Annotated in this window: 15 protein-coding genes and 1 tRNA gene; 6 read left to right on the top strand and 10 right to left on the bottom strand. The window is 66.4% G+C overall.

The features are described 5' to 3' along the window. Positions 1 to 143: 143 nt before the first annotated feature. Positions 144 to 2,165, bottom strand: coding sequence for a TPM domain-containing protein (locus tag EET13_RS18515; RefSeq protein WP_122443646.1), 2,022 nt, complete (start codon positions 2,163 to 2,165; stop codon positions 144 to 146). Positions 2,166 to 2,290: 125 nt separating this feature from the next. Here EET13_RS18515 and EET13_RS18510 point away from each other — a divergent pair, with 125 nt between their 5' ends. Both EET13_RS18510 and dnaG read left to right on the top strand, forming a co-directional pair. Next, the gene (locus EET13_RS18510; protein ID WP_122443645.1) at positions 2,291 to 3,574 is read left to right on the top strand and encodes a deoxyguanosinetriphosphate triphosphohydrolase; all 1,284 of its coding nucleotides are present in this window, start codon (positions 2,291 to 2,293) and stop codon (positions 3,572 to 3,574) included. A gap of 16 nt (positions 3,575 to 3,590) precedes the next feature. Next, a complete protein-coding gene (dnaG, locus tag EET13_RS18505) occupies positions 3,591 to 5,531 on the top strand; it encodes a DNA primase (protein ID WP_122443644.1) in 1,941 nt (646 codons plus the stop codon). Positions 5,532 to 5,543: 12 nt separating this feature from the next. On the opposite strand, the gene EET13_RS18500 is transcribed toward dnaG, so the two are convergent. Further along, the gene (locus tag EET13_RS18500) at positions 5,544 to 5,819 is read right to left on the bottom strand and encodes a hypothetical protein (RefSeq protein WP_122443655.1); all 276 of its coding nucleotides are present in this window, start codon (positions 5,817 to 5,819) and stop codon (positions 5,544 to 5,546) included. 190 nt (positions 5,820 to 6,009) lie between these two features. Here EET13_RS18500 and EET13_RS18495 point away from each other — a divergent pair. Next, positions 6,010 to 6,085, top strand: a tRNA-Asn gene (locus EET13_RS18495). A gap of 4 nt (positions 6,086 to 6,089) precedes the next feature. On the opposite strand, the gene EET13_RS18490 is transcribed toward EET13_RS18495, so the two are convergent. The 5 genes from EET13_RS18490 to EET13_RS18470 are packed head-to-tail and all read right to left on the bottom strand — an operon-like array spanning position 6,090 to position 9,102. Then, a complete protein-coding gene (locus tag EET13_RS18490; protein ID WP_122443654.1) occupies positions 6,090 to 6,557 on the bottom strand; it encodes a DUF4395 domain-containing protein in 468 nt (155 codons plus the stop codon). Between the two features lie 36 nt (positions 6,558 to 6,593). Then, complete coding sequence (locus EET13_RS18485) at positions 6,594 to 7,013, bottom strand: thioredoxin family protein (RefSeq protein ID WP_122443643.1); 420 nt, start codon at positions 7,011 to 7,013, stop codon at positions 6,594 to 6,596. 51 nt (positions 7,014 to 7,064) lie between these two features. Next, positions 7,065 to 7,751, bottom strand: a complete 687-nt coding sequence (cysE, locus tag EET13_RS18480; protein WP_122443642.1) for a serine O-acetyltransferase — start codon at positions 7,749 to 7,751, stop codon at positions 7,065 to 7,067. A gap of 2 nt (positions 7,752 to 7,753) precedes the next feature. Continuing rightward, entirely contained in the window at positions 7,754 to 8,686 is a 933-nt protein-coding gene (gene cysK, locus EET13_RS18475; protein ID WP_122443641.1) for a cysteine synthase A, read from the bottom strand. Then, positions 8,683 to 9,102, bottom strand: a complete 420-nt coding sequence (locus EET13_RS18470) for a hypothetical protein (protein WP_122443640.1) — start codon at positions 9,100 to 9,102, stop codon at positions 8,683 to 8,685. Before EET13_RS18470 ends, cysK begins: the two co-directional genes overlap by 4 nt. A 170-nt stretch (positions 9,103 to 9,272) precedes the next feature. Here EET13_RS18470 and EET13_RS18465 point away from each other — a divergent pair, with 170 nt between their 5' ends. Next, positions 9,273 to 9,503, top strand: a complete 231-nt coding sequence (locus EET13_RS18465; RefSeq protein WP_136623193.1) for a hypothetical protein — start codon at positions 9,273 to 9,275, stop codon at positions 9,501 to 9,503. 18 nt (positions 9,504 to 9,521) lie between these two features. Here EET13_RS18465 and EET13_RS18460 read toward each other — a convergent pair whose 3' ends face one another. Together EET13_RS18460 and EET13_RS18455 are read right to left on the bottom strand one after the other, a co-directional pair. Next, positions 9,522 to 11,168, bottom strand: a complete 1,647-nt coding sequence (locus tag EET13_RS18460) for an NAD-dependent malic enzyme (protein WP_122443653.1) — start codon at positions 11,166 to 11,168, stop codon at positions 9,522 to 9,524. 75 nt (positions 11,169 to 11,243) lie between these two features. Then, a complete protein-coding gene (locus EET13_RS18455) occupies positions 11,244 to 15,434 on the bottom strand; it encodes a bifunctional nitrate reductase/sulfite reductase flavoprotein subunit alpha (protein WP_122443638.1) in 4,191 nt (1,396 codons plus the stop codon). Positions 15,435 to 15,917: 483 nt separating this feature from the next. Between EET13_RS18455 and EET13_RS18450 the strand changes: the two genes are divergently transcribed. Then, positions 15,918 to 16,388: an LppP/LprE family lipoprotein gene (locus tag EET13_RS18450; protein ID WP_122443652.1), complete on the top strand. Its 471-nt coding sequence runs from the start codon at positions 15,918 to 15,920 to the stop codon at positions 16,386 to 16,388. A gap of 216 nt (positions 16,389 to 16,604) precedes the next feature. Further along, positions 16,605 to 18,143, top strand: a complete 1,539-nt coding sequence (locus EET13_RS18445; RefSeq protein WP_122443637.1) for a nitrate/nitrite transporter — start codon at positions 16,605 to 16,607, stop codon at positions 18,141 to 18,143. Between the two features lie 2 nt (positions 18,144 to 18,145). Here the strand turns inward: EET13_RS18445 and EET13_RS18440 are convergent, their stop codons facing one another. After that, complete coding sequence (locus EET13_RS18440) at positions 18,146 to 20,098, bottom strand: acyl-CoA dehydrogenase family protein (RefSeq protein ID WP_122443636.1); 1,953 nt, start codon at positions 20,096 to 20,098, stop codon at positions 18,146 to 18,148. Positions 20,099 to 20,221: the final 123 nt, after the last annotated feature.

Genomic DNA, 20,221 nt, shown 5'->3' with positions numbered 1-20,221 from the left:
GCACCATATTCGGTGCGCCCGCCGCTTCTATTCATTGAGCAGGTTGATTGAGCACCCAAACGCACGGACGGCGAAAGCCCCGCTGAGTTGGTGTGCGCGGTTTTGTTGCTGTTTCTTCGTTGCGGTGCCCGGCGGGTCGTGCCCTAAAAGCGCCCGCCGCCACCCATGAACCCGCCGCCGGATGATCCACCGGACGAGCTGGAAGAACCGCCGAATGACGTCGGGCTCCAGCCGCCGAAACCACCCCGCAGGCCGCCGCTGAGCAGGTCGCCGATGATGATGCCGCCAAGGATCGCTCCGACATGGTCGCCGCCCTGTGGGGTGTAGGCGCGCTGAGCCGCCTGCACGTCGGCGTTGGCCAGCGCCTGGGCGTTGGCCGCCAGCGTCGATGCCGCGTTGGCATGACCGATCGATTCGGTGATGTCGGTCGAACGCCCGTCGCGCGCGGCGTGCAGCTGACGTTTCGCCTCGGCCAGCCTGGTCCGGGCTTCGGGCCCGATGCTGCCGCGACGAGTGTCGATATATTCTGACACCGCGCGCACCCGCGACTGGGCGGTGAACAGCGCCTGCTCGAACGAGCGATTGAGTCGCTCGGCGTTGGCCTGTTCCTGGGCTACCGTGGTCAGCAGCCGATCCAGATCCGCGCCGGCGTTGGTCAGCCGGGCAAAAGTGCCGAGCGGATCCGCGACGCTGGCGGTGCCGCTGTCACCGCCGGCGTCGCGCGACTCTTCCAGGGCACGCGCGGCAGCATCCCGCGCCGCGACGAGTTCGCGAGTGTGTGCCGACGTGTTGTTCGGTGTCTGTTGCAGCTGCTCGTCGGCTTGCTTGATGCCGGCGGCCACGTCAGCCCGGACCGACGGCAGCTCACCGACGGCGCGCCGGATGTCGCCGGCGGCGCTGTCCACCGCGTCGAGCAGCGAACGGGCTTGCCCGAGTGCGGATTCAGCCGCGCGAACGGCGTCCACCAATCCGGACTGCCGACCGCTCACGGCTTGAGTGGACAGCTCGCGCGCCACGGTGATGTTGCGGTCGGCGAATGCCAGTCGTTCCTGGGCGGCGGTGACGTTGGCGGAGACAGTAGTCAACGCCGCCTCGCCGAACTCGTGGTGCAATTCGCTCAGTCGCTGCTGTGTCGGCGCGATGCGGCTGCTGAGTTCGACGTACTGCTGGGTCAGCAGGTCCAGCCGGGACGGGGCGTTGATCACCAAGTCTCGCAGCTTTTCGAAGGCATCCGTCTGCGCCTCCAGTTCGCGGTCTGCCGTGGCCGCGGACACGATGACCCGGGTCAGGAGCTCGCGCCGCTGCGCCGGGGTTTCCGGAGCGCTGTCGTCGAGCTGTTGGCGCACGCTGAATGCCTGCGTCAGAGCAGTTTTGGCACTGTTCACGGCCCGGGTGAACGGCGCGGTCCGGTCTTCGCCGAACTCGTCGATCGCCAGCGCGAGCTCATTGGAGCTGGTGCGCACCGCATTGTCGACAGCGACGACCAGCGACCGGGACAAGTCGTCGAGGACATCCAGCGGCACCGCGGCCAGTGCCCGCGCGTCGGTAGGGTCCACGCGTCGTGCCGCGGCCAGCGCGTCAGCACGCCGTCGCCGGGCCCGGTAGCGCATCACCACCAACAGGATCACCACCGCGACGACGATGATGCCCAGAACCACCAGCACCATTACCCGGCCCGACGAACTGGGTGACTTGTTGAGTCCGTCGGCCGCCGCGACAGCGGCGCCATCCCAATCGCCGCTGCGTAGCGCGGGTTCTATGTGGTCTCGGCGAAGCTCGTCGACCTGGCCGGCGCTGACACCGGGCACACTGGATGGCACCAGGAACGCATACGATCTGGCGACGGTGGCGACGGCCAGTAGGGCGTCATAGCTCCCCAGCTCGCTGGTCCGGAACGTGCTCTGGCCCCAATCCACTGCGCTTTGTCCGGAGAAGTTGTCGACATAGACCACCCACAACCGGATGTGGCGATCGGCGTAGAGCTCATTGATGGCCGACGTGACTTCGCCGCGATCAGAACCGCTGAGCACGCCGGCGTTGTCGGTCACATAGCCGGGGAGCCGAAACGGCGGTTGCGCGGCTGAGGGCGGCGCCAGCAGCACACCCCCGGCGAGGCCCACAGTGCAGACCGTCAGAACCACGCCGAGCAGGCGACCGATGCGCATACGGCTAATCTAGCCCGGCACCCAGACCGGCCCGAGGCAAGCGCGGCCGCGGTCGGAGCCGCCGTGCGGGGGTCGGGCATCAACGACGCCACCGGGTACCGGCGTGCCTGGCAGACTGTGGGGCGGTGACCACGAATCAGCAAGACCCCTATGACGACTTCGACCGTCAACGGCGGGTAGTCGAAGCGCCGAAGTCGGCGGGTCTGCCGGGCACGGAAGGGCAGCACCGCACCGATTTCGCCCGAGACCGGGCACGGGTGCTGCACAGCGCCGCGCTGCGCCGCCTCGCCGACAAGACGCAGGTCGTCGGACCGAGAGAAGGTGACACTCCGCGCACCCGGCTGACCCATTCGCTGGAAGTGGCACAGATCGGGCGGGGCATGGCGATCGGGTTGGGTTGCGACCCGGACCTGGTCGAGCTGGCCGGTCTGGCCCACGACATCGGGCACCCGCCGTACGGGCACAACGGGGAGCGCGCCCTCGACGACGTCGCGGCCGGCTGCGGCGGCTTCGAGGGCAACGCCCAGAATTTCCGCATCCTGACCAGCCTTGAGCCAAAAGTCCTTGACAGCCAAGGGGTCAGCGTAGGGCTGAACCTGACTCGGGCGGCGTTGGACGCGGTCACCAAATACCCGTGGCCGCGCGGTGACGGGCGACGCAAGTTCGGCTTCTACGACCAAGACCGGCAGCCGGCGGCCTGGGTCCGTACGAGCGCACCGGCTGATCGGCCATGCCTGGAGGCCCAAGTGATGGACTGGGCCGACGATGTCGCGTATTCGGTGCACGATGTGGAGGATGGAGTGGTCTCCGGACGCATCGACTTGCGGGTGCTCGCCGACCACGACGCCGCCGCCGCATTGGCCAACCTGGGGCAGAGCGAATTTTCCCGGCTCGGTGCCGATGAGTTGATGGCGGCCGCCAGCCGGTTGTCGGGGTTGCCAGTGGTGGCCGCGGTCGGCAAATACGACGCCACCCTGGCGGCATCGGTCGCGCTGAAGCGATTGACCAGCGAGCTGGTGGGGCGGTTTGCCTCGGCCGCAATCGCCACCACCCGTGCCGTGGCTGGCTGCGGGCCGTTGACGCGCTACCAGGCCGACCTGCAGGTGCCCGACCTGGTGCGGGCCGAAGTTGCGGTGCTGAAAATCCTGGCGTTGCAGTTCATCATGTCCGACCCACGGCATCTGGAAACCCAGGCTCGACAGCGAGAACGCGTCCACCGGGTGGCGCAGTGGTTGTCGTCCGGGGCGCCGCGAACCCTCGATCCGATTTTTGCCGCGGCGTTCAACACCGCGGCCGACGACGCCGCCCGGATGCGGGTCGTCGTCGACCAGATCGCCTCCTACACCGAGGGGCGGCTGGAACGCATCGACGCCGCTCAATTCCGCGGCCGCACCAAGGTTTTGCACTGAGCCCTAAGATGAGCGAATGTCGAGTCCGGCTGGGCGCTCCAGGATTTCCGACCGCGACATCGCGGCCATCCGTGACGGCGCCCGCATCGAGGATGTCGTCGGCGACTATGTCCAGCTGCGCCGCGCCGGGGCCGACTCCCTGCGTGGTCTGTGCCCGTTTCACAACGAGAAGTCGCCGTCGTTTCACGTGCGGCCCAACCACGGTCACTTCCACTGCTTCGGCTGCGGGGAAGGTGGCGACGTCTACGCGTTCATCCAAAAGATCGAGCACGTCAGCTTCGTCGAGGCGGTCGAACTGCTCGCCGACCGGATCGGCTACACCATCAGCTACACCGGCGCGGCCACCAGCGTGCAGCGCGACCGGGGCAGTCGCAGCAGGCTCATCGCAGCCAACGCGGCCGCGGCTGAGTTCTATGCCGCCGCTCTGGAGTCCGACGAGGCCGCACCGGCCCGGCACTACCTGACTCAGCGCAATTTCGATGCCGAGGCGGCTCGTCGGTTCGGCTGTGGATTCGCGCCGTCGGGCTGGGACTGTCTGACAAAGCATCTGCAGCGCAAGGGTTTTGAATTCAAGGAGCTGGAAGCGGCGGGCCTGTCCCGGCAGGGCCGGCACGGGCCCATGGACCGGTTTCATCGGCGGCTGCTGTGGCCCATCCGGTCATCGGCCGGCGAGGTGATCGGGTTCGGTGCCCGGCGACTGTTCGACGACGACCCGATGGAAGCCAAATACGTCAACACACCGGAGACGCTGCTGTACAAGAAGTCGTCGGTGATGTTCGGCATCGATCTGGCCAAACGCGACATCGCCAAGGGACATCAGGCGGTGGTCGTCGAGGGCTACACCGATGTGATGGCCATGCATCTGGCCGGGGTCACCACCGCGGTGGCGTCCTGCGGCACCGCCTTCGGCGACGAGCACCTGGCCATGCTGCGCAGGCTGATGATGGACGACAGCTTCTTCCGCGGCGAGCTGATCTACGTTTTCGACGGCGACGCCGCCGGCCGCGCCGCCGCGCTGAAGGCCCTCGACGGCGAACAGAACCTGGCGGGTCAGTCCTATGTGGCGGTAGCCCCGGACGGCATGGATCCGTGTGACCTGCGGCTGGCATGCGGAGACGCCGCCCTGCGTGACCTGGTGGCACGACGAACTCCGTTGTTCGAGTTCGCAATCCGGTCCGCGCTCGCCGAGATGGACCTGAACAGCGCCGAGGGGAGGGTGGCTGCGTTGCGCCGGTGTGTGCCGATGGTGGGCCGGATCAAAGACCCCATGCTGCGCGACGAGTATGCCCGGCAGCTGGCCGGCTGGGTCGGTTGGGAGGACGTTGCCCAGGTTGTGGACCGAGTGCGCGGTCAGGCCAAGATCCCCGCCAAGGTGCCGGGCAGGGGCGATCCCGGCTCGAAGGCACCGCGACGGTCCGCGCAGCAGCACGCCGATGCGCCGCCGACCGGACCCGGCGCCGCTCGTCCCGACCCGCGGGACCCGACGCTGTGGCCGCAGCGTGAGGCGCTCAAGTCGGCGCTGCAGTACCCGGCGCTGGCCGGACCGGTTTTCGACAGCCTGACCGTCGAGAGTTTCACCCACCCCGGATATGCCGCCGTGCGTGCGGCTATCGAGGCCGCGGGAGGGACGTCGGCCGGTGTCACGGGGGCGCAGTGGATGGACATGGTGACCCGGCAGACCGCGTCGCCGTTGACCACAGGCCTAATCAACGAGTTGGCGGTGGAGGCAATTGCGGTCGACGACGACAAGCTGCCGCGCTACATCGGCGGGGTGCTGGCCCGGCTGCAGGAAGTGTGGATGGGCCGGCAGATCGCCGAAGTCAAGTCCAAACTGCAGCGCATGTCGCCGATCGAACAGGGCGAGGAGTACCACGCGCTGTTCGGCGATCTGGTAGCCATGGAGGCCTACCGGCGCAGCTTGCTGGAGCAGGCCAGCGGCAACGACCTGACCGCGTGAAGCAGAGAAGCGTCAGCGCGCGCTGTTCGCCCGGCGCTCGACCACCCGCTCCACCCGCTCGGCCCGCTCGATGATGGCCGTCTGCTCGTCGATCTCGGTCACGGTCACAAAGTCCGCATCGGGGGAGATCCGATTGGCGATCTTGCGGCGGCTCCCCTCGATCATCGACTTGGCCACCGGGCTCCCGGTGAGCGCACGATAGGTGCCGGCGATCTGCTCGTAGCGGCGACGCCCGGCTTTCGCCCCCAACACGTACCCAATCCCCAGCACGGCGACATACCCGATCAAAACGGTCCCTCCGACTATCAGCGCGGTTCGTTCCATCCTGCCTCATCCGCCCGGGGCGGGCGCGCCATCCCACCAGCCGGGTGGCCACCGACGCGCTCAGCAGTCTGGCTGATCCCGCTAGTTGGCGCGGCCATGCCAGTACGCTAGAGTCGTCCCGCGATCCGCGACAGCATTCGCGTGGACGCGCCGGTCCCCTGTAGCTCAACTGGCAGAGCATTCGGCTGTTAACCGAAGGGTTGAAGGTTCGAGTCCTTCCGGGGGAGCCAGGTCTTAGCGATGCGGCGCATTCGCCGCCGGCGCACGCCGGAGCCGGGCGACCAACGGGTAGAGCTGACAGCCGAGGCAGATGCCAAAGGCGGCGTTCAGGAACGCGGCGAACAGCGCGAACGACGTCGCCACCACACCCAGCGCCGGGATCGTCATAGCGAAGCCGACGACCCCCACGACCGCGAAGACAAGCCCGACCAACTGGGCGAACTTCAGCGGTGGCACCGGCTCCCGTTCACTGACCGGTCCCAGTCGCGGAGCCACTAGCGTGGCGAACAGCAGACCGTAAGGGCTGTTGCGCGGGCCGCGCAGCGCACCGATGGCAAAGACGACGGCCTGGGCTAACAGGACCACTGCCGCCGCCGCGGCGCTGAACACCGAGACCACCAGGACCACGACGAGGACCGTCGTGGTGATCCACGCGGCAAACCGCGGACCGCGGACGTCTACTTGTTGGGGATGATTCGGCATCAACACTGCTCCTTCCCGAATCCTTGGCCAACGATGTCAGGTGAGCAGCGGCTGCAACGCCGATCGCAGATCGGCAACCTTCGGCACGCCGGCGGTGCGGTACAGCTGCCGCCCGTCCGCGTCGAAGATCAACGTAGTGGGTAGCGACAACACGGCCATCCGACGTGCGGCTACCGGACTGGCGTCGATATCGATCTCAACGTGTGCCACATCGGGCAGGTCGGCGCACACCTGGTCGACCACGCGGCGCACCGCGGCGCACGGACCGCACCACGCGGCGCTGAAGTGCACGACGGTGGGACCCGTGCCGGACAGGCCGAGACCGGAGGCGTCCTGATGAGCCGCGCCCTCGGCTTGCCGCAACACTCCCGAACGCCGATTGATCGCCCAGCCGATCACCGTCGCGGCTGTCAACGCTGCGACGAGCGCAGCCGAGGCCACCGCGATCGAGCTCATCGTCCGGCCCCGCGTTGCGTCGTCGTCAAGGTGGGGCCTTCCTCAGCTGGATCAGATGGAGAAATCTTCGCCATGCCATACCCCGGCCTCGGGTGGCCGAATCACCCGTCCGGCCGGTGGATGGTCGTCGGTTTTGGCCTCCAGGCGGGCCACCCGGGTGAGCAGCGACTGCAGGCTCACCCCCACCAAGTCGGGCAGCAATGAGTCGTCGTGTCCGGACGAACCGTTGCGGCTGATGACTTGGCCGGGGACACCGACCACCACTGAGCCGGATGGAACTTCTTTCACCACAACGGAATTGGCGCCGATCCGGCTGCCGTCGCCGATCTTGATCGGGCCCAGGATCTTGGCGCCGGCTCCGATGATCACCCGGTCACCGACGGTGGGGTGGCGTTTACCGATATCGGTTCCGGTGCCGCCGAGCGTGACGCCGTGATAGAGCGTGACGTCATCACCCACTTCTGCGGTCTCACCGATGACCAAGCCGGTCGCGTGGTCGATGAACAGGCCGGAGCCCAGGACGGCGCCGGGATGGATGTCGACACCGGTCAGGATGCGGGTGAGTTCGGCTAACGCCCGAGCGGCAAGCCGCGCGTTGTGCCGCCACAACCAGTGGCTGATCCGGTGGCCCCACACCGCGTGCACGCCAGGATAGCTGAAGATGACCTCCAACGTGGTCGGCCGGGCCGGGTCGCGCTGTCTGGCCACCCGAATGTCGCGTCGAATCTGCGCCAGCATGGCTAATCGCTCAGGTCCGCAAATAACGGTGTGCTCAGATAGCGCTCGCCGAAGTCGGGCAGAACGACGACCACGAGTTTGCCGGCGTTTTGCGGCCTACGGGCCACTTCCACCGCGGCCCACACGGCCGCGCCCGAGGAGATGCCAACCAGCAACCCTTCCTCCTTGGCCAGTCGGCGGGCCAGGTCGAACGCGTCGTCGTTGGCGACGGTGATGACCTCGTCCACCAGGCCCAGGTCCAAAACCGGCGGAACGAACCCGGCGCCGATGCCCTGAATCGGGTGCGGTCCCTTCTGGCCTCCGGACAGCACCGGCGACGCGGCCGGTTCCACGGCGACGAACTGCGCCGACGGCCGCCGTTCCTTGATGACCTGCGCGACACCGGTGATGGTGCCGCCGGTGCCGATACCCGACACGAAGATGTCGACCTTGCCGTCGGTGTCCTTCCACACCTCCTCGGCCGTCGTCACCGCGTGAACCGCGGGGTTGGCCGGATTCTCGAATTGCTGCGGGATGAAATACCGCTCGTCGGTCTTGGCCAGTTCCTCGGCCTTGGCGATGGCGCCGGCCATGCCCTCGGCGCCCGGCGTGAGCACCAACTCAGCGCCGTAGGCGCGCAGCAGCATGCGTCGCTCGATGCTCATGGTGTCGGGCATGGTGAGCACGCATTGGTACCCGCGAGCGGCCGCCACCATCGCCAGCGCGATGCCGGTGTTTCCGCTCGTTGGTTCGAGGATGATTGTGTCCGGCTTGATCAGGCCCGCCTTCTCGGCGGCGTCGATCATCGCGACGCCGATGCGGTCCTTCACACTTCCCGCCGGATTGAAGGATTCCAGCTTGGCCACCACGTCGGCCACTGCGCCGTCGGTGACCCGTCGCAGCCGCACCAGCGGCGTGCCCCCGATCAGTTGGGTGATGTTCTCGGCGATGGTCATTGGCGGTCTCCAGCGATGTCGGCGCGGGCCTCGGCGGCCTGCCAGTTGATGTCGAACTCGATTGTCACGTGCGCGGGTGTCGTGACTGAAACCGGTGTCAGCGGCTGGGTTGCAATGTCTTGCCCGACAAGGCAATCCGCGGACTTCTGCGGCTTCACCGCCACGGGCGCGTCGGAGGCCGTCCGCAGCCAATAGCCGCCCGCCCGAGGCCGCACGTCGAATTCGAAGGTCAGTACCGGCACCGCGATGGGCGCATTGAGCGGCCGGGTGTCCAGATGTGGCTGCGCCGACCGGGAGCCCGGGCGGTGGGGCGACGGGCGCTGCGCCGCGATGCCCGCGAATTCCAGCGAGCAGGCCTTGCGTCGGCGGGCCGCCGCAGCAGGCAGCGCACGGCGGGGGATGGACAGGACAGTCATGGGATCGGTTGCTCTTCCTGAAGACTTCGGATTGCGCGCGTCCTCATGGGGTGAAGCGCCGGAGCGCGCCGATTGCTGAACGGTCAGAAGGCGTCAGGAATCAACAGCAACAACAACAGTCCACGGCGATGCAGCGCGTACGGACAAAGCGCAGCGGTACGGCCTGTTGCATGCCATCCACTATAGGGCATGGCGCATATCTGCTGATCGGCTCAGCGAACGTGACGCGGGCGTGGCCGAGCCCCGCCGCCATGCCGCCGGCCATCGCCGCCCGGTCGATCCGGGGGAGCCACGGCCTGGAGGCCACTGTTCGCGCTTCGTTCGCGTTCTACAACACCTTGGGTGAGATCGACAGGTGCGTCGATGCGGTACGCGTATCGCCGAGCGCCAACGGCGGCTGAGCCGGATCGCGCCCCGGGTTAGTCGTAGATCGGCAGCCACATGGTGTCGGCGATGGCTTGCTGGACGTCGTCATGGGTCCTGGTGGCGACGCCGTCCTGGCCGGCCGCATGGTAGACGGCCTCGGCGACACTCGCGGAGATGCTCCGCAGGTCCGATACGTCGGGCAACAGAGCGTCCCCGGTCTTGGCCGGATTGGCCCGGCACGCAAGGGCTTTAGCCGCTGCGCGCAGCATGCCCTGGGTCAGCAGCCGGGCTCCGGCCACGACGACACCCAAACCGATCCCCGGAAACGCCAGCACGTTGTTGGCCTGGCCGATGGTGTAGGTGGTGCCGTTGTATTCGACGGGCGCGACCGGGGTGCCGGTGGCCACCAATGCCTTTCCGTTCGACCACGTCAGCACATCGGCCGGCATGGCTTCCATGCGCGAGGTCGGGTTGGACAGGGGAAAGATCATCGGGCGCTGGCAGCACGCCGTCATCGCTTCGACGACCTCCTGGGTAAATGCACCGGAGACCGTCGAGGCGCCCAGCAAGACGGTGGGCGAGGCCAGCTTGATCGCGTCGATCAGTCCAACCCGTGCCGCGGCCCGGACACCCAGCCGGCTACGGCTTTTGGCGTACGGCAGCTGGAAGTCCCGCAGGTCGGCCATATCGTCGAACAGCAGCCCCTGCTTGTCGATGGCCCAGATCTGTGATGTCGCCTGCTCGACGCTGGCGCCGTCGGCGACCATGGCGTCGCGGATCTGATCGGCGACACCCATGCCTGCGGTGCCGGCCCCGAACACGATCACCGTCTGGTCGCAGACAGCGGCACCGGTGACATGTGAGCCCCCGTCAATGGCCGCCACGACCACCGCGCCGGTCCCTTGGACGTCGTCGTTGAAGACGCAGTACCGGGTGCCGAAGGTTTGCAGAATCATCCGCGCATTCGCCGGCCCGAAGTCCTCGAAGTGCAGCATCGCCCCGGGAAACATCCGGTGTGCGGCTTCGATGTAGCGCTCGATGAACTCGTCGTATTCGGCGCCGCTGCGCCGGGCGTGCCGATTGCCCAGATAGAACGGGTCCTGCAACAGCTGCTCGTTGTCGGTGCCGACGTCGAGCGAGACCGCCAAGCAGCGGCGGGGATCGATGCCGCCGCCGGCGGTATAGAGCGCCAATTTGCCCACCGCGATCTGGATGCCGCCCACCCCCCAATCACCGATGCCCAGGATGGCTTCGGCGTCGGTGCACACGATCAGGTCGACGTCGTCGGGTCCGAGGCCCAGGGTTTGGAATGCGACCGCGACATCGTCGGGTTCGTCGATGCTCAGGAACAGCCCGCGCTGCCCGCGGTATTCATCGGAGAACCGTTGGATCGCCTCCCCGACCGTGGGCGTGTACACCACCGGCATCAGTTCGGGCAGATGATCGATCAGCACCTTGTAGTAGAGCAATTCGTGGCGGTAATGCAGCTGCTCCAACAGCAGGTTACGGCCCAGATCAGTGGCCAGGCTCTGCAATTGATGCCACACCCGGTCGGCCTGCTGGTCCAGGGTGAGCACCGCGGACGGAAGCCGACCGACGAGCCCGAGCTGTCGGCGCTGCTCGTGGGTGAAGCCGACCCCGCGATTGAGGCTCGGCGTGGACAGTGCGGCCGGAAACCGGGGCACGCGGGCGTCGCTCATCACCATCTCCGTCCGTGACCTGACGAGGCGTCAAATCACGGTAACCCCGCGAAAGCCCGGCGCAGAGCAGCTGGGTCAGTAGACGTCGCGGTGGTAGCGCTTGGCCGCGCTCAGCGACTGCACGAAGGCGGTGGCCGCTTCGGCCTCGAGGTGTCCGTGCTCGGCGGCGATTTCACACAGCGCGCGGTCGACATCCTTAGCCATCGGGTCGGCAGTGCCGCAGACGTATAATTGCGCGCCGTCCTGCAGCCATTGCCACAGCTGCGCCCCGCGGCGGCGCATCAGGTGCTGCACGTAGACCTTCTCCTGCTGATCGCGCGAGAATGCCAGGTCGAGTTCGGTGAGGAAGCCGTCGGCGTGCATCGCCGAGATCTCCTCGCGGTAGTAGAAATCGGTGGCGGCGTGCTGCTCGCCGAAGAACAGCCAGTTGGGCCCGGTGTGGCCGAGCGCGCGCCGCTCCTGCAGGAAAGCCCGGAAGGGCGCGATGCCGGTGCCCGGACCGATCATGATCATGGGTGTATGCGGGTCACCGGGAGGCCGGAAATTGCTGGATCTCTTGACATAGACCGCGATTTCGTCGCTGGGGCAGCGGTCGGCCAGATAGGTCGAGCACACCCCGCGCCGGGGCACACCGTGAAAGTTGTACCGCACCGGTGACACGGTCAGGTGCACTTCCCCTGGGTGCTGTTTGGGGCTCGATGAAATCGAATACAGCCGCGGCTGAAGCGGTTTGAGCACGGCCAGCCACTCGGCGGGGGTCGCGGCGACCGGAGCCCGGGCCAGCAGGTCGACCGACTGACGGCCCCATGACCAATCGGCAAGCGCGGCTTTGTTTTCCGGGCGCATCAAGGTGTCGAGCTGTTGCGCAACGCCGCGATCTTTGGTGCGCCGCGCGACGAAGCTCAGCAGATCGGAGCTGATGTGAGCGATCTCGAGCCGAGCGGTCAATGCCGCACGCAGCGACATCGATTCGTGGTTGGCGACCTCGACTTGGGTGCGGCCGTCCAATCCGGTCACCGTCAGCCATTCGTCGACAAAGCGCTCGTCGTTGTGTGGCCACACCCCCAAGGCGTCGCCGGCCTCGTAGCTGACCGTTTGCTCAGGCACGTGAAAAACCATCTGCCGCACATCTTTTGCCGAACGGGGCATACTGAGGATGGTGTTACGGACCACGCTGGTCACCAGCGGATTCTTTTTGGTGTACCTCGGCGGCGTTCGGGTGGCCATCGACGACACCTGATGCTGTGTGCCGATGGTCGACTCGGCGCCGCGCAGTTCGTGCAGAACCTCGCTCAGCCAGCCGGTGGCGGGGTCCTCGTAGTCGGGTTCGCAGTCGACGCGGTCGACGATGCGGGTCGCGCCCAGCTCGGCCAGGCGCTGATCCAGCGCCCGCCCGTGACCGCAGAAGTTGCCATAGTTCGAATCGCCCAGTGCCAGAATGGCATAACGAGTACCGGCCAGCTGCGGCGCGGTTTCAGCCGACAGCGCCCGCCAGAAAGCTGCACCGTTGTCCGGTGGGTCACCGTCGCCGGTGGTGCTGGTGATCAGCAGCAGCTGCTCGGTGACCGGCAGCTGCGACACCGGGAACTCATCCATGCCGTGCAGCGCGACCGGCAGTTGGGCCGCGCGCAGTTGCGCGACGACATCAGCGGCGAGCTCTTCGGCGGTCCCGGTTTGCGACGCCCATAGCACCACGATTGGGGCAATTGCCGCAGTGGGCTTTTCGCGATAGCCGTCGGCGCCGTGGGGCCGCCCGGCCGACGCCGGTTGCGGCGTCTCGGCGCGCGCGAACATCCCCGCCAGTAATCCGTCCAGCCACAGTCGGGTGGGCGTGTCGAAGGGAGCGCTGACCGGCACGGTGGGTACCCCGGCCATCCGCCGACCGGTTTCGGTGCGCAGCCCCGCCAGTAGACCGGCAAGATAGGAACGAGCGAACGGACCGAACTGGGGCATCGGTTCGCTTGCCACTCCGAGGAATTCGGCGAGCGCGTCGATGTCGGCCACATCGAGGCACGGGGTGTCGGTGAGCAATCTCGGCTCGGGTGCGCCGGCCCCGCTGGGTTCGTCTGCCGAACGTGGGCGGACCGCTGTTTGGGCGACCTTGGTCAAGGTGACCGCACACGCCTTGTATTCCGGTTGCCGCGATATCGGGTCGACGGCGTCGTTGGTCACGGCATTGATCGAGAGATACTCGCCGAAGACGTCGTTCCAGTGGAAGGGAGCAAAACAGTTGCCGGGCCGCACCCGGTCGGTGACCAGAGCGGGCAGCACCGCGCGGCCGCGACGAGACGCTATCTCGACGTCGTCGCCGTCGCAGACATGCAGTTGTGCGGCATCATCGGGGTGTATCTCGACAAACGGTCCCGGGTTGAGCTTGTTGAGTTTGGCGACCTTCCCGGTCTTGGTCAGTGTGTGCCACTGGTGGGGCAGGCGTCCGGTGTTGAGCAGGAACGGGTAGTCACCGTCGGGCATCTCCTCGGGCAGCAGATGGGGACGGGCGAAGAACACCGCACGTCCACTGGCGGTGGGGAACGCCAACGGCGGCACCGTGCCGTCGTCACGAACCAGCAGCGTCTGGCTGACTCCGTCGTTGCGGTAGCGGATCGGGCTGCGGCCACTGCTTTCGGGTGGGCAGGGCCACTGCAACGGTGTCTGCCGCAACCTGTCGTAGCTGACCCCCCGCAGGTCGTATCCGGTCGCCGGGTTCGAGAACCGCTTGATCTCCTCGAACACCTCCGCGGCAGATCGGTAGTTGAAAGACTCCGAATAGCCCATCTCGCAAGCGATCCGGGCGATGATCTGCCAGTCCGGAAGTGCCTGCCCGACCGGCTCGACGGCCTTCTGGAACAGCGTCAGGGTTCGTTCGGAATTGACCATCACGCCCTCGGACTCGGCCCACAGGGCCGCGGGCAGCAACACGGTCGCATACTGGTTAGTCTCGGTCTCGGCGAACGCATCCTGGCTGATCACCAACTCGGCCTTCTCCAGTCCGGCCAGCACGGTCTTCCGATTAGCCACCGTGGCAACGGGGTTGGTGCACATGATCCAGCATGCCTTGATGTCGCCGGCAGCCATCCGGGAAAACATGTCGACCACACCGGCGCTGACTTCGGTGCGCAGCGACCCGTGGGGAATACCCCACTGCTGCTCCGCGAATTCACGGTCGGCGGCCGAGAGCACCCAGCGCTGTCCCGGTAGACCCGGCCCCATGTAACCCATTTCGCGTCCGCCCATGGCGTTGGGCTGGCCGGTGAGGGAGAAGGGGCCGTTGCCCGGCTTGCAGATGGCGCCGGTGGCCAGATGCAGGTTGCACAGCGCGTTGGTGTTCCAGGTGCCGTGGGTGCTCTGGTTGAGTCCCATTGTCCAGCAGCTCATCCAGTTCGTGGCTTCGCCGATCCAGCGCGCCGCGGTGCGGATGTCTTCGACCGGAAGACCGGTGATTTCGCTTACCTTTTCGGGTGGGAACTGCTCGAGAAAGCTCGGCATCGCCTCCCAACCCTCGGTGAACTCGGCAATGAAATGCGGATCTGTGTAGTCGTTTTCGACGATCAGCCGCAGTAAGCCGTTGAGCAGCGCAAGGTCGGTGCCGGGAGCGATCTGCAGGAACAGGTCGGCCTTGTCGGCGGTCGCGGTGCGGCGTGGGTCGACGACGATCAGTTTGGCGCCGGCCTGCACGCGTTCCATCATGCGCAGGAACAGGATCGGGTGGCAGTCAGCCATGTTGGCTCCGATGACCAGAAACACGTCGGCCTGATCGAAGTCCTGATAGGAGCCGGGTGGCCCGTCTGCGCCCAACGACAGCTTGTAGCCCGAACTGGCCCCGGCCATGCACAGCCGCGAATTGGCCTCGATCTGGTTGGTGCCGATGAACCCTTTGGTCAGCTTGTTGGCCAGGTATTGGGCCTCGATCGACATCTGCCCCGACACGTACACCGCGACTGCGTCGGGGCCGTGTTTCTCGATGATGGCGCGTAACCGCTTGGCGCATTGGGTGATGGCGTCGTCGATGCCGACCGGCTCGAGGGGCTCCCCACGGTCATTGCGCAGGTATGCCGACTCCAGCCGTCCGGGAGCGGCGAGCAGGTCGGCCGTCGTGGCACCTTTGGTGCACAATCGCCCAAAGTTGGCCGGATGGGAGGTGCGGCCAATTGACTTGGCAATGTGGCGCTTTCCGGTTTTCTCGTCCGTTGTGACCTGCAGCACAATGCCGCAGCCCACGCCGCAATAGGCGCACATAGTCTCCACGGCATCCTTACCGGGCGCCATGAGTTCCCTGGACACGCCTACTTCCTTTCTCGCAGCCGCTGCTGACGCACCGCCGCGCAACGGGGTATACGCCAAATCCTGCGACGGGGATGTTTCGGTACGGGATGTGCGAAGTTTCGGCCGCTTTACGGTTTTCTCGCACCGGGTTAGCCGTGCCAGTGCGTTGCTGGAATCCGGTGAGCCCGTCGCCCGGGCACTCGGGGCGACCCGCTCATCCCAGGTCGTCATCGACCGGTGCTCTCGTGGTCAGATTACCCGCGAGTGACCTGCGGTGATGCCCGTAGCGGCGCCATCGGCGCAGTTGTGACGAAACGTGGGGAAGGTTCACAGTTTTCGCCCAGCTCCGCTATCCGTCACGGATGCGCTAGGTGGCAGATCTCGCGCGGTTCGGCCACAGAGATTTAGCTGGTATCGCACAGATTTCGGTAAGCTCGCCAGGTGTTGCGTGGTCGGCCGACGGTGATTCGTCCGTGGTTGGGTGTGATGCTCGGGATCGCCGGAATTGCCGGGGCGGCGGGTTGCGTGGGGAAATCGTCGCCACCGTCACCGCCGCCGGATACCTGCAAGCCGTCCGACGGGCCGACAGCCGACACGGTGCGACACTCCATTGCCGCTGTCCCCGTCCAGGTGCCGGGTTCCGCCTGGGTGGAAATCGCCCGGGGGCACACCAGGAAATGCCGTCTGTACTGGGTGCAGATCATCCCCACCATCGCCTCCGAGTCGACTCCGCAGCAGTTGCTGTTCTTCGACCACAACACCGCGTTGGGCTCGCCGACGCCGGATCCGCGGCCCTATATAACGGTGCTGGCGCCCGGTGATGACACGGTGACGGTCCAGTACCGGTGGCGAGTCGGCAGCGAACCCGAATGCTGTCCTAACGGTATGGGCACGGTGCGATTTCAGATCGGACCCGACGGCAAACTCACAGCGCTGGGCCAGATACCACACACATAGCGACTCCCGGCAACACAAGAGCTACCAATAGCATTGGCGCACAGTCGGTTCCAGCAATGACACCAGCCGGTGGCGGTTGTGCCTACAGCAGTTCTTCAGCTGTTCTTCAGCACATTCAGGCTGCTCACGAGGTGCCGCGTGACTTCGAGTTTGGCACTCTGGAAGTTCGTTGTTGTTTCCCCGTGGGAAATGACGTGGCCGGGTCTAAGGAGAGTGATGGAACAGCAGATGCTGCTGCAACGCGAAAATTCGCTGAGCAATCCCGGCCAGGCTCAGTACAATTCGAACACTTCCACACGGCGCAGGAGTGCCTCGCGGCATATTTCGCATTGGGATGCCGAGGATGTCGCGGCATGGGAAGCCGGCAACAAGGTCATAGCCCGGCGCAATCTGTTCTGGTCGGTGGTCACCGTACATCTGGGTTACTCGGTGTGGACGCTGTGGCCGGTGCTGGTGTTGTTCATGCCGCAGAGCGTCTACGGCTTCTCCGCCGGCGACAAGTTCATGCTCGACACCGTCGCAACGCTGGTGGGGGCGTGCACGCGGCTGCCCTACTCGCTGGCCACAACGATCTTCGGCGGTCGGAACTGGGCGATTTTCTCGGTGACCGCGCTGTTGGTGCCCACCATCGGCACGTTGGTGCTGTTGACTCATCCGGGGCTGCCGTTGTGGCCGTACCTGGTTTGCGCCGCACTGACCGGGCTGGGCGGCGGTAATTTCGCGGCGTCGATGAGTAACGCCAACGCGTTCTACCCACACCGGCTGAAAGGTTCGGCGCTGGGAATTGCCGGCGGAGTGGGAAATCTCGGGGTGCCGACCATCCAGTTGGTCGGACTGTTGATCATCGCCGTGTTCGGGGACGCCAAGCCGTACCTGGTTTGCGGGTTCTACGCGGTGCTGCTGATCGGCGGCACCATCGGGGTCACGCTGTTCATGAACAACGTCGAGCAACACCGGGTCAAGGCCAACCGGCTGCGCCCGATCATCTCCACGGTCCTGTCCACCCGCGACACCTGGTTGCTGGCACTGCTGTACCTCGGCACCTTCGGTTCCTTCATCGGATTTTCATTCGCGTTCGGGCAGGTGCTGCAGACCAACTTCGTGGCCGCCGGACAAGGCACCGGCCAGGCGGCATTGCATGCCGCCGAACTGGCGTTCCTGGGACCCCTGCTGGCGGCGCTGGCGCGCGTCTACGGCGGCCGGCTGGCCGACCGGCTGGGTGGCAGCCGCCTCACCCTGGCCGTCTTTGTGGCGATGGCGCTGGTTGCCGGGCTGCTGATCGGCGCCGGCAGTCTGGAAGGCCGACACGCCGGCCCCATGCGCGGAGCCACCCTGGCCGGTTACTTCGTCTGCTTCATCGCGTTGTTCATCCTGTCCGGTTTGGGCAACGGATCCGTCTACAAGATGATCCCGACGATTTTCGAGGCATGCAGCCGCGAGCTGCATCTCGGCTCGGATCTTAGCGAGGCCGAGCGCCGGGACTGGTCGAGGCTGATCTCCGGGGTGGCCATCGGGCTGGTGGCGTCCTTGGGCGCGTTCGGAGGGGTCGGAATCAACCTGGCGCTGCGCGAATCCTACGTGGCCACCGGCGCGGCGACCGACGCGTTCTGGATCTTCATGGTGTTCTACGCCGGTGCGGCCGCCCTGACCTGGAAGGTATACGTTCGCCGGCCAGTGGTGCACCTTCCGGTGCTGCAGCCGGCCGCTGTCGAGCTCGTCGCGCAGCCGGTGGCGGTCGAACTGGTCGGTCGCTGAAGTCAGTCGGGCAGGTTCTCCGGATGCAGCATCTCGGCGTAGCGCAAGGGTTCGGGGATACCGAAGCCGTCCACCAATGTGCGGACGTGCGGTCGCAGTACCCGGCACCGGTCGTTGATGCCGCGGGTAACCGCCTTGGCCCGTTCGGTCGACAAGAACCGGTGCTCGATATACCAGGCCTTATCCTCCTCGATCACCGACAAGGCGTACAGGTCGCATACCGTCGCGAGCAGTTCGCGGGCGTCGCGGTCGGGGCACGATTCGATCCCGGCGACGAACGCCTCGAGCACCACCCGGTCGATGTGCGCCTGCGCCGCGTGCAGAACGTGATCCTGGACCGCGTTGAACGCGTCGAACGCCGACATCTCGTTGGACTTGCTCTGTAGCCGGCGCGCGACGGAGGACAGCAGATACTCCTCGCGGTCTTCGAACATCTTGAGCTGGGTGCCGCGGTTGAACAGGCTGCCCTCTTCCTCGTTGTCCTGACGGGCGTCCACAACCGTTTGAATGATGGTCTCGGCCGCGGTGCGCTTCATCACGCGCTGACCGACGGTGTTGGCGGCGAAGCGCACCCATTCCACCGGGCTCATGCTGCGGATGTCGTCGGCGTAGGCGGTCAGCAGCTCCTTGGCCACCAGCTGGGTCAGTACGTGGTTGTCGCCCTCGAACGTGGTGAACACGTCGGTGTCCGCGCGCAGGGCGATCAGCCGGTTTTCGGCCATGTAGCCGGCTCCGCCGCAGGCCTCCCGAGCCTCCTGGATGGCTCGGCTGGCGTGCCAGGTGTTGGCTGCCTTGAGCCCGGCCGCCCGGGCTTCCAGCTCCCGTTGCTCCTCGGCGTCCGGGTCGTCCGCGGTTTGCAGGTCATGGCACCTCGACACCAGCTCGTTCTGGGCGAACTGCAGCGCATAAGACCGTGCGATCAGCGGGAACAACCGCCGCTGGTGTACCAGGTAGTCCATGATCAGGACTTCGCTGTCGTCGTCGTCAGGGGCGCTGAATTGCTTGCGCTGCAACGCATATCGGGTGGCGATGTCCAACGCGACGCGTGCGGCCGCGGCCGCGCTGCCGCCGACCGTCACCCGGCCGCGGATCAGCGTCCCGATCATGGTGAAGAAGCGGCGGCTGGCGTTGTCGATCGGCGAGCTGTACGTGCCGTCGGGCGCGACGTCGCCGTACTTGTTCAGCAGATTGACCCGCGGGACCCGGACGTGGTCGAACATGATGCGGCCGTTGTCGACGCCGGGCAGGCCGCCCTTGTAGTGGCAGTCCGACGTCGTCACACCGGGCAGATCGTTGCCCTCGTCGTCGCGGATCGGGACCAGCAAGCAATGCACCCCGTGATTGACCTGCTCGCCGTTCTCGGTGGTGATCAGCTGCGCGAAAACCGCTGCCAGGCGGGCGGTTTCGGCCGCGCCCCCGATGTAGTCCTTGCGCGCCGTCGGGGTGGGCGAGTCGATGACGAACTCTTCGGTCGCGGCGTCGTAGGTGGCGGTGGTCTCCAGCGACTGCACGTCGCTGCCGTGTCCCGTCTCAGTCATCGCGAAGCACCCGCGGATGTCGAGATTGATGATCTTGGGGACGTACTCCTCGTGATGGCGCTGGGTGCCCAGGTTTTCGACGGCACCGCCGAACAGGCCCCACTGCACTCCGGCCTTGACCATCAGGGACAGATCCGACATGGCCAGCATCTCGATCATCGTGATCGCCGCACCCACGTTGCCGGTGCCGCCGTGCTCCTTGCGGAAGCTGTCTTCGGCGGCGCCCGCGGCGGCCAGCAACTGCATCTGCTCGGCCACCTTGGCACGGGCGATGACGGTATTGGGCGTGTAGTGCGGGCGGAAGATCTCCAGGTTCAGCTTCTTGCGCATGTCGTTCTTCACGTCTCGGAAGCGCCCGTCGAGGGCGTTGCGCAGATGTTGGGCAGTGTCGGCAGGGTTCGTCATGTCCGGCGCCATACCCGAACCGTAGCCCGGTCAATCAGGGTCTGGGAACGCCGACCGCACGCGCATCCGCACCGGATCCGAATGAGGTCCGAATACAGAAGGCGCATACGCCGTTTCGCGCCGGTGGGTTTAGAT

This window comes from Mycobacterium attenuatum (assembly GCF_900566085.1).
Taxonomy (GTDB): domain Bacteria; phylum Actinomycetota; class Actinomycetes; order Mycobacteriales; family Mycobacteriaceae; genus Mycobacterium; species Mycobacterium attenuatum.
This window is presented reverse-complemented; position numbering and strand designations above follow the sequence as displayed.